Source organism: Pantoea sp. MHSD4 (genome assembly GCF_021043305.1).
In the GTDB taxonomy this organism is placed as follows: Bacteria; Pseudomonadota; Gammaproteobacteria; order Enterobacterales; family Enterobacteriaceae; genus Pantoea; species Pantoea eucalypti.
Genome location: NZ_JAJNDH010000004.1, coordinates 80,537 through 94,135, shown reverse-complemented (window position 1 = coordinate 94,135; position 13,599 = coordinate 80,537). Strand labels below are relative to the sequence as shown.

Annotated in this window: 18 protein-coding genes and 1 pseudogene; 7 read left to right on the top strand and 12 right to left on the bottom strand. The window is 48.9% G+C overall.

Annotation, left to right across the window (positions count from 1 at the left end):
- Positions 1–18: 18 nt before the first annotated feature.
- The 5 genes and pseudogenes from LQK91_RS13470 to LQK91_RS13450 all read right to left on the bottom strand — a co-directional run.
- A complete protein-coding gene (locus LQK91_RS13470) occupies positions 19–459 on the bottom strand; it encodes a GNAT family N-acetyltransferase (RefSeq protein WP_033763312.1) in 441 nt (146 codons plus the stop codon).
- 112 nt (positions 460–571) lie between these two features.
- A complete protein-coding gene (locus tag LQK91_RS13465) occupies positions 572–1,249 on the bottom strand; it encodes an anti-sigma factor (protein ID WP_105099783.1) in 678 nt (225 codons plus the stop codon).
- Positions 1,246–1,794 carry a sigma-70 family RNA polymerase sigma factor gene (locus LQK91_RS13460; RefSeq protein WP_039661468.1) on the bottom strand — a complete coding sequence of 183 codons (549 nt, stop codon included), beginning with the start codon at positions 1,792–1,794 and terminating at the stop codon, positions 1,246–1,248. The genes LQK91_RS13465 and LQK91_RS13460 overlap by 4 nt, the downstream gene beginning before the upstream one ends.
- Before the next feature lie 61 nt (positions 1,795–1,855).
- Entirely contained in the window at positions 1,856–2,416 is a 561-nt protein-coding gene (locus tag LQK91_RS13455; protein WP_105099784.1) for a fasciclin domain-containing protein, read from the bottom strand.
- Positions 2,417–2,609: 193 nt separating this feature from the next.
- Positions 2,610–2,964: pseudogene (locus LQK91_RS13450) on the bottom strand (methyl-accepting chemotaxis protein); the annotation flags it as partial.
- Between the two features lie 17 nt (positions 2,965–2,981).
- On the opposite strand from LQK91_RS13450, the gene LQK91_RS13445 reads away from it, so the two are divergent.
- Positions 2,982–3,365, top strand: coding sequence for a hypothetical protein (locus tag LQK91_RS13445; RefSeq protein WP_192378056.1), 384 nt, complete (start codon positions 2,982–2,984; stop codon positions 3,363–3,365).
- 92 nt (positions 3,366–3,457) lie between these two features.
- Here LQK91_RS13445 and LQK91_RS13440 read toward each other — a convergent pair whose 3' ends face one another.
- From LQK91_RS13440 to LQK91_RS13430, 3 genes are all read right to left on the bottom strand, one after another.
- Positions 3,458–3,985 carry a rhodanese family protein gene (locus LQK91_RS13440; RefSeq protein ID WP_008924603.1) on the bottom strand — a complete coding sequence of 176 codons (528 nt, stop codon included), beginning with the start codon at positions 3,983–3,985 and terminating at the stop codon, positions 3,458–3,460.
- Positions 3,982–4,299, bottom strand: coding sequence for an ArsR/SmtB family transcription factor (locus tag LQK91_RS13435; RefSeq protein ID WP_003854984.1), 318 nt, complete (start codon positions 4,297–4,299; stop codon positions 3,982–3,984). The genes LQK91_RS13440 and LQK91_RS13435 overlap by 4 nt, the downstream gene beginning before the upstream one ends.
- Before the next feature lie 185 nt (positions 4,300–4,484).
- A complete protein-coding gene (locus LQK91_RS13430) occupies positions 4,485–5,456 on the bottom strand; it encodes a D-2-hydroxyacid dehydrogenase family protein (protein ID WP_105099786.1) in 972 nt (323 codons plus the stop codon).
- Positions 5,457–6,065: 609 nt separating this feature from the next.
- On the opposite strand from LQK91_RS13430, the gene LQK91_RS13425 reads away from it, so the two are divergent.
- Entirely contained in the window at positions 6,066–7,238 is a 1,173-nt protein-coding gene (locus LQK91_RS13425; protein ID WP_105099787.1) for an EAL domain-containing protein, read from the top strand.
- 39 nt (positions 7,239–7,277) lie between these two features.
- Here LQK91_RS13425 and LQK91_RS13420 read toward each other — a convergent pair whose 3' ends face one another.
- A complete protein-coding gene (locus LQK91_RS13420; protein ID WP_033742902.1) occupies positions 7,278–7,820 on the bottom strand; it encodes a GNAT family N-acetyltransferase in 543 nt (180 codons plus the stop codon).
- Between the two features lie 576 nt (positions 7,821–8,396).
- Between LQK91_RS13420 and LQK91_RS13415 the strand changes: the two genes are divergently transcribed.
- Positions 8,397–8,645 (top strand): hypothetical protein, encoded by a 249-nt coding sequence (locus LQK91_RS13415; protein WP_003854978.1) that lies wholly within the window; start codon positions 8,397–8,399, stop codon positions 8,643–8,645.
- Between the two features lie 362 nt (positions 8,646–9,007).
- On the top strand, positions 9,008–9,499 hold the full coding sequence (locus tag LQK91_RS13410) for a hypothetical protein (protein WP_225613825.1): 492 nt from the start codon (positions 9,008–9,010) through the stop codon (positions 9,497–9,499).
- Between the two features lie 109 nt (positions 9,500–9,608).
- On the opposite strand, the gene LQK91_RS13405 is transcribed toward LQK91_RS13410, so the two are convergent.
- On the bottom strand, positions 9,609–10,028 hold the full coding sequence (locus LQK91_RS13405) for a cell envelope integrity TolA C-terminal domain-containing protein (RefSeq protein ID WP_225613826.1): 420 nt from the start codon (positions 10,026–10,028) through the stop codon (positions 9,609–9,611).
- A 222-nt stretch (positions 10,029–10,250) separates the two neighbouring features.
- Between LQK91_RS13405 and LQK91_RS13400 the strand changes: the two genes are divergently transcribed.
- Entirely contained in the window at positions 10,251–10,496 is a 246-nt protein-coding gene (locus tag LQK91_RS13400; protein ID WP_003854973.1) for a ParD-like family protein, read from the top strand.
- Positions 10,493–11,278 carry a type I methionyl aminopeptidase gene (map, locus tag LQK91_RS13395; RefSeq protein ID WP_003854972.1) on the top strand — a complete coding sequence of 262 codons (786 nt, stop codon included), beginning with the start codon at positions 10,493–10,495 and terminating at the stop codon, positions 11,276–11,278. The genes LQK91_RS13400 and map overlap by 4 nt, the downstream gene beginning before the upstream one ends.
- Positions 11,279–11,314: 36 nt before the next feature.
- Here the strand turns inward: map and LQK91_RS13390 are convergent, their stop codons facing one another.
- Complete coding sequence (locus tag LQK91_RS13390) at positions 11,315–12,409, bottom strand: sensor domain-containing diguanylate cyclase (protein WP_008924597.1); 1,095 nt, start codon at positions 12,407–12,409, stop codon at positions 11,315–11,317.
- A gap of 188 nt (positions 12,410–12,597) precedes the next feature.
- Positions 12,598–12,906, bottom strand: a complete 309-nt coding sequence (locus LQK91_RS13385) for a hypothetical protein (RefSeq protein WP_105099789.1) — start codon at positions 12,904–12,906, stop codon at positions 12,598–12,600.
- A gap of 193 nt (positions 12,907–13,099) precedes the next feature.
- Between LQK91_RS13385 and LQK91_RS13380 the strand changes: the two genes are divergently transcribed.
- The gene (locus tag LQK91_RS13380) at positions 13,100–13,360 is read left to right on the top strand and encodes a hypothetical protein (RefSeq protein ID WP_370640816.1); all 261 of its coding nucleotides are present in this window, start codon (positions 13,100–13,102) and stop codon (positions 13,358–13,360) included.
- The last annotated feature ends 239 nt before the right edge of the window (positions 13,361–13,599 follow it).

The following is a 13,599-nucleotide window of genomic DNA, read 5'->3' as shown; positions in this document are numbered from 1 at the left end:
TAAAAAATCTCTTTTAAATCAGAACCGAGCCATCATTGTCTGGAATGATACGCCGTTGAAAAACTTAACCTCTCCCACTCTCTTAAATCCCAGTTTTTCATAGAAGGGAACGGCGAAGAGTGAGGACCGTACACTGATTTCTGATCGCAGCATGGGCGCTACCTGCTGCCAGAGTGCCCTTGCCACCCCTTGACGGTGAAACTTTGGATGCACAAAAAAGTATTTCACTAGATTGCCTTCGAAAAGGGTGAGTACGCCTGTTACCTCACCTCTTTCCACGGCAATCAGCCAGAGATAGTCATCTGCAACGATCAAAGGTTTAAGCACATCGGGTTTTATGCTCTCGATAAACCAGTGCGGACAGGGCTCTGCCTCTGAAAAGTTACACTTTATCGACACACTGTGTATCAGCTCACTGATGCCTGTCGCATCAGACTCAATGGCCGCTCTGATTTCCATTCTTTTGTCCTCCCCCTGATGTTGTGAATGTAAAGAAATGGAGGTTTGCCATTCGGATTGCCACCCACTCACCCTGTCTCCTGAATTCCGGCTGAACCTGCGCCATTGACTATCAGAGCAACGTCACTTTGCCCTGGAAAATCACCGGCCCGGATGGCCCGCTGAGTTTAGAACCCCCAACAGGCTCCAGACTCACCGCCAGCACCGTCTGATTGTTTAACTCGCCTGGTGCTAATCGGAAAGCGTTACTGTCGATGTGATTGATCAGTCCCAACGATTGCGGCGCAGCACTGCCCCTGATCAGCCAGAGTTGCAGGGCTTTATTCTCTGGCAGCGTGATGTTTAGCGCCGAGACCTGAATGCGTGACGCTGACTTATCCAGACTCACCACAAACTGTGCGTTGGGCTGCGCGCCACTGAGTACCGCAATGGGCTGCAGGGAATGCGGGGTATCCGGCTTAATCACCTGGGTGTAAATGAGGAGGCCCGCCATTGCCGCCGCCAGACTCCAGCCGAGCCAGAAGCCAGGTTGCCTGCGGACTGATATCGTGCCAGAGGCGCCAGCGTTCCGGTTAAGGTCCTGCCTGATCAGCGGCCAGACCGTAGCGGGAGGAATAACGTCGTGGGTGAGCAAATCGATGCCGTTAAACGCTTTCTGCCAGCGCAGCACCTCTGCAGCAAAGTGTGAATCGTCATTGAGACGTTTATCAAGCCGATGGCGTGTCACATCGTCGGTAAGACCCAGCACATATTCCGCCGCAGTGAGATCATTGTGTTCCTGAGCAGTCATAGGCCTATGCACTCCCGAAGATGGATTAACGCGCGACGGATCCAGCTTTTAACCGTACCCTCAGGCTGACTCATGGAGAGCGCAATCTCACTCTGCGACAGGCCACGATAATAAGCGAGCGAAATACTTTGTCGCTGTTCTGAAGGTAAGTGCGCCATACAATGTTGAAGACGACGCGCCTCTGCAGGACTGTCATCCGCGGGAAGTAACGCCTGAAAACCCGCTTCCGCTTCACTGATTTCTTCCAGTGAACAGCATCGGTTCTCATGTTTTCGCAGGAAATCAATCGCCCGATTTCTGGCTATGTGGCTGAGCCAGATGTGCGGCTCACTGCGCGCATCATCGTAATAGTTTGCCGACTGCCAGATATGGATAAACGTGTCGTGCAGGATCTCTTCTGCCCAGTCCCGGCGCCTGACCATCCGCAGGATGATCCCATAAAGTCGGGGCGACAGGACGCGGTAAAGCTGCTCAAGAGCAGCTTTATCACCGCCGGCTATCTGGTTCATTAAGTCGGCCTGAATGTGGGGCACATTTTTTGTCATCGGCTTCCCTGTAAAAGGTGTGGCCACGCAATCAGTGGCCACACACAGTATAGGTAACGCTTTATGGCATCAGTACAGTATCGATAACGTCGATGACACCGTTACTCTGGTTCACATCATAGGTGGTGATATTAGCAATATTGCCCTGAGCATCTTTAAGCTGAATGTTATGTGGGCCGTTGGACATCACCCAGAGTGATTCGCCATTGACTGTTTTCAGCTCGGCTTTACCGCGACCGGCTTTGATTTTTTTCTCCAGCGCTTTCATGTCCATTTTTCCTGCGACCACGTGATAGGTCAGCACGCTGGTCAGTTTTTGTTTATTTTCGGGCTTCAGCAGGGAATCGACGGTACCCTTCGGCAATTTTTCAAACGCCGCATTAGTCGGTGCAAATACGGTAAAAGGCCCCTTGCCTTCAAGCGTCGGAACCAGCCCGGCGGCTTTGACGGCGGCCACCAGCGTGGTGTGATCTTTGGAGTTAATTGCGTTCTCAACAATATTTTTTGACGGGTACATGGCCGCTCCACCGACCATCACCGTGTCGCTGTCCATACTCGCCGCGAAAGTGGCGCCGCTGAAGACTAATGCAGATAAAAGCAGAGTTGGCAGGAATGGCTTCATTTTCACTTCCCTCATTCAGTTTGCGGACAGGGCCGAAGTGCCCTTATCTGTTAATACGAATGAAGGAGGGAAACGGATGCAAAAAATTTTACTTTTTTTGAGCTGCCTGTTCAGGCCCTGCTGCCGGGGCCTGAACAGATGTCACTCACTGTCTGTCATAAGTCCATTCGGACCTGAGTAGTTACCTGTCTGCTCAGATGCTAAAGGCGTTAACGGCTTCACGTAAAGAGTGCGCCTGAACTGAAAGAGACTGCGATGCAGAAGAGGATTCTTCCACCAGCGCCGCATTATTCTGCGTCACACCATCCATCTGGTTTAACGCAATGCTGACCTGAGAAATACCCTGCATCTGTTCAGCCGAGGCGAGCGAGATGTTATCCATTGCCACAGCCAGTTTTCCGACCATAGCGTTGATATCCAGAATACTCTTGCCGGTTCCGGTTGCTACGACAACACCACTTTCGACCTGCGCCACAGCCTCTTCAATCAGATGTTTAATATCCCGGGCAGCCGTCGCGCTGCGCCAGCGTCCTGACTTCACCGGCGACCTTTTCTGTTTGATGAAATGCCGGAATATCGCGCGAGTACAGCAATTCGTTCATTTTCAGGCACTGATGCACAGTGTGTTATTAATCTGACCACACAGGCTGGCATTCTCATCGTCAGTAAAATCTCCCAGCAGGTTAATGCTATTAACAAAGCATTTATCTATGGTGAAAAAGGCTACATTGAAATACCCGACTACTGGAAAGCCAGACGGGCGACCGTGCATTATTCCAGCGGCGAAACAGAAGAGCTGCATTTTCCCTGCGATTTTGAGCTTGTTTATGAAGTTCAGCATATACATGCGTGCCTGGACAGTAACAGGCTGACCAGTCCGGTCATGCGTGCTGACATTACAATAGATACAGTCTCTATGCTGGAATCGATACATAAAGAGTGGTCTTAATGACATAAAATATCGCTGTGGTTTATACGATGAAAACAGTACGCATCTGCCTCACATTGATGAAAGCTGAGAATTAAGATGCGTCCTGGAATCTATTTCGCCGTTCTGTTCCAGGGCATTTTTTGCAACAACGTTGCCATCCCGCAAAAACCCGTCACGCCAGAGAAAATTAAACCGGCACCTATCACTCCTGAGAGCAAAAATAATCGGCTATCGAGGGTATATCCAGACACCACACCCAGCAGAACCAGTGAACCCGCCGTAATATGAACCTGTCTTATGACAGGCAACGGTTGTTTTTTATCTTCGACTGTCGGGAACGTGGCACTTTTCCACGCATTAATGCCTCCGGACATCAGGAAGACGTTTTCAGAGGTTGCCGCTTTTATAAGTGCATCAGCGTTACTGGTGGTTCTCATCCCTGCCTGACAGTGAAAAATCACAGGACGGGAGCCTGCGTTATCGACGCATTTACCCGCGGTGATGTCGGAAAGTGGCAGTGAGACCGCCTCCGGAATGTGTTCTCTGAGATAATCTGCACGTTCACGGATATCAATCAGCACGGCTCCTTGCGCAATCATCTCACTGGCTTGCAACGGCGATATCGATTCAGACTTCATTTTAAATCCTCCGGGCAATAGATATCTTTTAGTGTGGAGACAACTTTTTTAACCGCATCGTCTTTTATGAAATAGTTCACCCGCTGAGCCACCTTTGAAGACTCAATCAGACCATCTTCTTTCATTTTCGCCAGATGCTGTGAGGTGGCAGAAGGTGTCAGCCCACTTTGCTGGGCCAACTCCCCTGACGAGGTGCCGGGTTTTTCAATAAGGATGCAGAGGATTAAAAGGCGATTGCTGTTACTCATCGACTTCAGCAACGTTGTCGCCAGCGAAGCGCTTTCCTGCAACCGAACAAGCTGACTGTTTTTCATGTTTACTATTTTAGGATTCTCTAAATTAAGTAAATACTAAAATACAAGCAGGCGGGATGCAATGACTAATTTTTGCCGATGACTGTTGAAGAGGCCTGACGGTAAGCACACAGCCTGCAACTGAATCGTCCGGCATCAGAAATGCACGGTCAGAAAAAGCCTTTATCGCCAGATCACGGGTAAATTTATCGTTCTGATACCCCAGCATTAATCACATGTGATCTATCACCACTAAAGTAACGTACGACATTATCAAAGGCCGTTTTGAAGTAGAGCGCATAGCTGGCCTTCTCGACATAGCCCAGATGTGGCGTGCACAGCACATTTGGCATCTGCAGGTAAGGATGTTGCGCGTCGTACAACGGTTCATCGTAGTAAACATCCAGTGCCGCAAATCCGGGGCGCCCCTGTTTCAGGGCGTTTAACAATGCGCCTTTCGAAACGAGTTCAGCGCGGCTGGTATTCACAAATAACGCATCCGTTTTCATCAGTGCAAGATCGGCCGCCGTGATATTACCTTCCGTCGACGCGACCAGCCTTTGATGTACGGTTACCACATCGCTGGTGGCGAAAAACTGCGCCCGACTCTCCGGCACTATCCATCCGTCAGTACGGGCTTCTTCCTGTGCGCGAAGACTTCCCCATACCTGCACTCTCATCCCAAAAACGGCTGCAAAAGAAGCGAGACGTTTTCCTATTTTCCCATAGCCAAGAATGCCGATGAGCTGATTATTGACTGCAGAGCCTATTTCTGTTTGCCATCGTCCTTCGGCCATTGCATTCACCGAAGAGACTAATTTTCTGCGTGATGCCATGATCAGCAGCCAGGTTAATTCTGCAGGCGCGACCGGGGAACCGGTCCCTTCTACAATTGCCACACCCGCCCTTGTACAGGCCTCAACATCGACATTCCTCGCCAGCTTACCCGTCTGGCTGATTAATTTAAGACGCGGTGTGCGTCGCAGAAAGGCTGCATCAACCACTGTTCTTTCCCTGATGAGTATCAATGCCTCTGCTGCAGATAGATGGTGATCAGCCATTGAATCTTTAGTGAGGTCTCCCAGAGCCGAGCAGAGGTATTTGTCGTTGTGCTGAAGAAAGTCACACTGCTGAGTAGCGAGCTGATAATCGTCTGGAATCACTATATGAATGGCCATCAATCATCCTCTTTGTGGAGTATTTTCGGAGAGCATTAACTTTAATCAAATAACGTTATGTCATACTAACGGCTTCCAGACTTTGTGCCATAGCGGATATTTAATTACATGATATGTGAGTTATTTCTGCAGGCGAGCAGATCCGTTTATCCTCATCGCGGGGCTTCCCGCATACCCTCTCCGGAACATTTCAGAACACTCGCTTTTCGAATCCGCGAGGGTTCAATGTTGTGTCCAGTGCTTATTGCATGTGGAGACGAGATTCCGTCAATGGAAGCGAAGTCATTACAGGATGTAAAGGAGGGATTGTGTCAACATCTTACAATCAGAAGGTAATGAAAAGTGAGGCTTAGCCGATAATGACAGACATCTGGAACGTGAACTTACGTCGTCAGTTATAATTTGAAAATGATAACATCAGACTATCAACCCGTTAATAATGTTAAGCAGGATTGAACATACCACTCTTATTAAACATACATTGTTTGATGTGATCAGGCTGATAATTTAAAAGTTGAAATGGGATGCTCTCATTTTTGTTCAATTTTCATTGTTTAGAATGTATATAGTTTTTTAACCGGCTGAAAATTATGGATTTACAGGAATAAAATGAAACCTGTTGTGAAAAATGACGAGCCGCGTGAAGTTTTGCTACGGCGTATTAACAGCGGTGAGTTTCACCCGTTTTTTCAGCCTATCGTCTCACTGGAAGACCTGCGCGTGATGGGTTTTGAAATGCTCGCACGCCACATTTCCCCGCAAGGAACCGTTACGCCACCAGCAGACTTCATTCCTGCCATGGAACAAAACGGTCTGCTGGACGAGCTGATGCTCAGCCTGATAGCGCAAGGTTTCAAAACGGCAGCTGCATGGCCGGAACATCAATTTCTGTCGATGAATGTGTCACCCTCTCAGCTCAATGGCAGAGACCTGGCTGAAATGATCAGTCAAACTGCTAATCGATTTCAGTTTGATCTGACAAGATTAAAGATTGAGATAACCGAAACTGCCCTATTAGATGACATCATAACAGCCCGTGCAGAGGTTGAAGCCTTGTCTGATATGGGCTGTACGATTGCGATGGATGACTTTGGGACAGGCTATTCCAGTCTTTCCTGGTTAATTCAATTACCCGTCAATACTCTTAAAATTGATAGCAGCTTTATTCGCTCCATGCTGGATAAAAAGGATAGCCGAAAAATTATCTCCAGCGTGGTTGGACTGGGCCAAAGTCTTGATATGGATGTGATCGCCGAAGGGGTTGAAACGGATGAGCAGGCTGAAATGTTACGCGGAATTGGATGCCTGTATGCGCAGGGCTATCTGTTCGGCAAGCCGGTGGCCGCGGCAGAAAGCCATCTGATGCTCGCCAAAGCGCCCGAAAAAGGTTTTCTTCGCCGGGTTGTGCGTCTTTCTCTTGACCAGCGGGCGCATCAGATATCATCAATGTACGCAGTTCCTGGTACCTCCATCTGCTTTCTTAACCCGGAGTTGATGATTGTTGATGCAAGCGACACCTTTGCTGAAAGGCTTGGCTGGGCCCCACAGGATGTTATTCACAAATACATTTATGAGGTGATACCCTCTCAGGCGGACAAGTTGCTCTGGCTGCAGGAATTCCGAATAAAAGGGCTACCCTACCCGCCATATGAAGTCGTACTGCCCGACGGTTCATCCGATCTTGTCATGGTTACGCGTGTTGAAGATGAAGCAAAGGACCTGTTAGGCTTCTGCGTTTTCGGTGTCAAACTAACGGGTCGTCACGGCAATGAAGCAAATTAGATTGCTGTCAGGATTACGAATCAGACAGCACTCATCACCTTATTGTCCCCTCCTTCTATCAATCAAAAATGTTTGATGCCAGTCATCCCGGCTCAGCGTAAAAAGCATGCTTGCAGCCGCATCTGGCACATCATAGACATCGCGAATATGCCGAAGTCCGGCGTTAATCAAAACCTTTTGTGACGCCAGATGGTTTGCTCTCACCACTGCAGAGATTTCCGTGAGTTTTAACTCACTAAACCCATATCTGACTGCATATCGGGCAAACTCTGTCGCCAGCCCTTTCCCCCAGGATTCCGTCGAGAATCGATACCCCAGATTATTGATCGTGATATCGGCGAAGTTTCGGATGCTCAGCCCTCCGAAGCCTATGATTCTGTCAGGATCATCCCGAAGCGAAATAGCCCAATTGCCGAAACCCTGTGTTTCCCAGTGGCTTATTGAGCGAGACAAGACATCCCGTGCATGTTCAATATTCGGGTAAGGACCGGCTGGATTAAACACGTTCGTCGCAGGGTCACCATAAATCCTGAAAAGGTCGCCTGCATCTGCTTCGCTGACTGGACGAAGGGCTAACCGCATGACGTCTGGCTGCAAAAGAACCTCCTGTGTTCGGTAAAGAAACGGGCACAACTGATAATAAACACAGTAAAAGGTGCCGGTCACCCAGTCAATACGTCACCTGAACAACGTTGTGATAAAGTGATAGCCGTTATTTCATCGTGCTTACGTCCCGGTAAGTCAAATTAACAGACGCCGCTACTGTTCACTATTAATCCTCTTTTTACCATCCGGACTTGTTTTAAGATCGCCGGCGATTAATGACTTAACTCAATCTAAAAAATATGACTAATCGGGCTGAAGATATCGTGATTTTTGTCGAAAACATAATGAGAAAATAAAAACATAAAGGGAGGAGTAATAGAAGATATTGCTCCTGCATGTTCATCACGCTCTCTGGCAAGCCAGCCGGGCTTAACGCTCCTGCCTGTTTCCCAGAGCAATGCACTTTAAGTAGTCTGGCAGCACTGGAACAACGATGAACCGATATATTTCAGGAAGCAGAGACGTCCGGAACGTGACCTATAGCATGATGAAGAGCCCACAAAGACGTGACGTCCCGACGGCGTCTGTTTTCACTACTGCGGGAAATGAAAAATGAGCATCGTTTATATACCTGCCCTCATTCCCTTACTGATGAAAAAAGAGAATGAGAAAGGAAGCCCACTGACAGAGGATGAAGTCCGCCACGTCCGGGATAACGCCACGTTTATCGAAGTGCCGCGTGATGTTGCTTTCACGATGGCCGAATGCCGGGGCTATTTTGATATCAATCCTGAGCATTGCTGGTCACAATGGTGCTCCTATCGGCGTGAGAATCTGTTGCCTGCTGCTGGCAACGTGTAACTGCATCGCAGTTCGACATCTGCTTACCGCTTTTAGCAGTCGGTCTCTGGCCGCATAGCGTAATCGTTCAACAGAATGACGCATCCGTCCGAGGCGGACCTGGGCCACGACCGCCAGGCTTTCAGGTTGCTCTCGGTTTCACCCCCCTCGCAAAGGCTTTCCCGTGCAGCGGTCTGGCTGATCAGTCGTAAACTGAGTGTTGAACACAAGGCGACGTTCGCGTCTGATTCATCAGATGGGCTGCAAGCTGAGAGGGTATAACGTTGTAGTCGTCCTTAAAAGATCAGGCACATCCGACATACCCTTGTGATATTCTCTGCACTCTGGCGAAACCTGTCCTGTATATTATTCGCTGCGGAGGCATGATGACAGACTCAGATTCCATCAAATTAGCTATGCTGTTTCTTATTGCCTTCTGGATATATTACCTGAAAATTACACGCAGCTTTTCAGGACGATTTATCTATTTTGATAAAAGAAAAAAAGATGTCTCATTGCGCCTGTCAGTTTTCGGCACACCAGGGAACACGTCCGATCTTAGCGACGTTATTATTTCACTTAAAAAGTGTTTACAGGATCTTGAAAATAAAAATTATCACAGCGTGACATTTGAATCACACCTCATTACTGCAGAGATGATAGAGTCTATTCAGCGTTTTACACAGGAACAGGGTTATTCATTCCAGAACGTCATGTTCTGCTACACCTCAAAATGGCAACGCGTTGTCATTCCACTTAAAACGGCCCTCTGCCGTTTCAACCTGAAATTTGCTAATCCGACAACCACAACGTTCACTGTCGTACTTGATCGAAGCCCAGCTTCCGGCTTTGATAATATTTATATCGGTAAGTGACATTATTCCTGATACAGCATGTGAAAGCGTAGTCTGGGTTTCAGAAGCGTAATACATAAACAGATCAGCATTGAATCCAGTGCTTTACACTCCGGATAGCTCTCATCGTTTACTGCGGAGCAAAATGGATTGTCATACTGTCCTTCTGGAATGGGCGGCCCACGGGGAAAGTATTGTTATCTACTGCCTGATTAATGGCTTCAGTAGCCGCAACGCACAGATCCGGATCGCCGCCCACAACATTTATCTTTACCGGATGATCGCGTTGCGCCAGCTTAATTCTTACGTCACATGTTTTACCGCGATAAGTATCTGCATCGAAGAAGCGATGCTGTATTGATGTTGAGGCCTGGCATATCCAAAGCATCACCTCGCGTTGTTGCGTTTGCTGAGGTGTCTGAGCTTCACACTGTGATTTAATCTCTGATGCGTCTGGAGACTCAATTCCCTTATGATTAATAGGGTTTGTTCGTGTATGGCATCCGGAAATGACCAGTGCGAATGTTAAAACAACAATTTTTTTCATCATGGCTTCCCTGTCGATTTTCCTGATTTGTATCATGAATAGTGCAATTGAGTAGCCACCGCCAATAGACTCTCTTCAAAGCAAATACCACGATCTACACACCGGCAACCCGACAAAGTCTATAAAACTTGTACGGAAATTCATACAGCCATTCACGCCCTCTTTGCAAATCACATCCGCTACCGTTACTCTATACGAAACGTATACACTTCATATAAGGCTTGTATGGGTATCGTAAAAATTTCCGACCTGATGCATGAGAATCTCCGCATCGCCAGCCAGGCGATGAGCCGCTCGATCAATGCCCAGGCAGAACACTGGCTTAAGCTTGGCATGCTGGCTGAACTCTATCCGCAGCAGACTCAACACCAACTGGCGCAAATGCTGATCCGGCTTGAACTGGAAGGCAGCGCTGATATTCGCAGTATGCTCCCAAAAGAGAGCCTCATCCCACAAGGAGACGTGTCATGAACACCGTTAAAATACATACCGCAGCGGAAATTGAAATGGCGCGCGCAGCCGGACAGGCTGCTGCTCAGGTACTGGCGATGATCACGCCTCATGTGCGTCCCGGTATCACCACGGAAGAACTGGATGATATCTGCCACGACTTCATTGTGAATGAACTTAAGGTCACACCCGCGAACATTGGCTATCACGGCTATACCCGCACCACCTGCACATCGGTTAATCATGTGGTATGCCACGGTATTCCGGCCAGTAAGACGCTTAAGGATGGCGATATTGTGAATATCGATGTGGCGGTCATCAAAGATGGCTGGTACGGCGATACCAGCCGCATGTACTTTGTCGGCACCCCATCAGTCCGGGCCAAACGTCTGGTTGAGATCACCTATCAGTCGATGGTTGCGGGTATTAAAACAGTTCGTCCTGGCGCGACGCTGGGTGATGTGGGTGCAGCAATTCAGCGCGTTGCGGAAGCCGCAGGTTTCTCGGTGGTGCGTGAATATTGCGGTCACGGCGTCGGGGAGATTTACCACACCGATCCGCAGGTGCTGCACTACGGCACACCCGGTGAAGGGATGCCATTGAAAGCTGGCATGATTTTCACCATTGAACCGATGATCAACGCCGGTAAAGCAGGCACCAGCGTGCTGTCAGATGGATGGACGGTGGTCACGAAAGATCGCTCGCTTTCCGCGCAATGGGAACACACCGTCGCAGTGACTGAAGAAGGTTTTGATCTGCTGACGCCGTGGCCTGAAGGCACCGGCGACTATCCCGCAATTTAATCCCCCTGCCTGAGACACTGTCTCAGGCAGTGTTCTCTATCTGCTTCTGACTTCATCCAGCGTTTCCAGCGTGCCCGAATGCCAGACCTGTATGTTATTGCGACCGGCGCGCTTAACCTGATACAACGCTTCATCAGCGCATCTCAGCCATTGATGGATGGATTCCGCATCACTTGCCGGTGCAATTCCAATACTCACCGAGCACTGAAAAGTGGGAGACGCTGGCAGCCGCAGCAGCGCAATGCCCTGTTTAATCTGCTCTGCCAGCAGCGTAATGCTGGCTTCGTCTGCATCCCGCACAATGACGCATAACTCATCACCCCCGAAACGGGCAGGAATATCTTTCAGTCCGACGCTATTACGCAGCAGTGCCGAGATTTCTGCCAGTAGAAAGTCACCAGCCTCATGCCCAAAGGTGTCATTCACCTGCTTGAAATGATCAACGTCCAGCAGCATTAGCCAGGCTTTACCCTCACCTCGCTGGGTGCGCAAAAACTCACTTTCCAGACGCTGCTCAAACAGACGTCGATTTGGGATTTTCAGCCCGGGATCCATCAGTGCAATACGTTCCAGCTCGCGGTTCTTTTTGCGCAGACTCAGGGTCAGATTATGTGACACCACGCTGAGTGCCAGCAGATATCCGCTGGCCAGCGGCAAGGTCAGCCAGACGGTACGGGTACTGAAATTAAGCAGAATGGGCGCCTTTTCCACCAGCCAGGCCAGCATGAAGGTAAACAGAAAAGCCTTTATTGCGGATTTCAGCTGAACCCAGCCCCCAGCCGAATAGCGATCGGAGATCAGCACCGCCATGATAATAATTGAGGGCAACGGGCTGAGCGCCATGTTTGCAACCCAGAATCCGCCAAAGGCGGCATCCAGCGTTAAACTTTTGCGTTCAAATCCAGTGGGGTCGCGGGATCGCAACGCCAGTCGGTACGCTGCATAAGGCCAGACAAACGCATTAGTAAACAATAAGGCGCAGAGCTGCGGGCACATTCCCATCTCCATCAGGACAGAAAGAATGGGCAGAAAACAGAGAAAGGTACCAAGCTGGCGCATCATAAACATTCGCCGGACAAATCGCGTCGAACGTCGCTTCAGTTGTACATCATCGGGGGTGTAATAATTCATACGCGCACTGAAGCAGTTACAGGTCAGGTAAGTTTATCGGTAAATGAAGAAAAATTGTGAATTATTTGCAGATTATTCTTATTGCTTGTACGCGAGTTAATTAAAAGGTGTAATTAACTTACGGGACTGGAAACAGCGGTGAGAGATTGCCACGCGTCGTGAATAACGCGCGGCATCTCTGATGCAGATTATCTGCGGCCTTTAACGATTGAGGCAGACCAGTTGAAATCGCCGACTTCACTGGCGGTCAATGAAGAGGGCTTCTTTTTACGAAGCGGCTTTTTCTGCGCTTTTAGCGCCAGCGCTTTTTCCTTCTCCAGTTTACTGGTCATGACGATCTGACGTGCTTCACTATTAAATTCTTTTTCTTTCTTACTATCAGGCTCTTTACCGGTTCGTTGACGGTACTTCTCTGCCAGTCCGTTGTAGGTTTGCTCGACGGCCAGACGTTCATCAGCGTTGAAATGATCAATGGAAATCATCTTCTTATCGTTCATAGCGGCATGTCCTGTGGCGAGTTATTCAGGCAAGTGTACCGCATTTGCCGTTCGTTAATGCAGGGAATGGCATTAATCCGTCGACGTGATAGTTTCATGAGCCTTCCGGCAGGACAAATACGCCTGATCCTATTCGTAAGCCTGACTCAATCAGGTTTCTTTCTTAATATTAAACTAATGTTCATCAGGTTTAATGGTAGTGACCACGTACCGCCAGAGAGCAGAACCAATGATAAGAGAGACCGATCGCCTGTCACAGGCATTATTACGGCGGCATGGGATTGGCATTAAACAGAAACGCTTACACTTCAGAGGCAGAGATCTGCTTTTTCAGTTGCACAACGCCCGCTATGATGTTTTCAATGGTGACCGCTGTATTGCGACTGTAGAAACTAACAATATCAACGAAGCCATTAAGCAGTTTAAAGCGCTGGATAACCCTGATGAGAAATAATCCCGCCTGATTCATGACCTGTTTCAGAGGGATCACGCCGTCAGAACCGTTTGTGTTGTGATGCAGGATAATCAGGATGCTCGAAGTTTCGAGGGTCTGTAAGAAGGTATATGGCGTGCAGCACCCGATAACGCCATTGCAGCCCTGCAGCACGATCAGCCGATGCGTCACGAAGAAGATAATGCCGCACAATAGTATGCAACGGAATCAGTGGAAAGCAGCCTGTTGCGCCTGTCTAC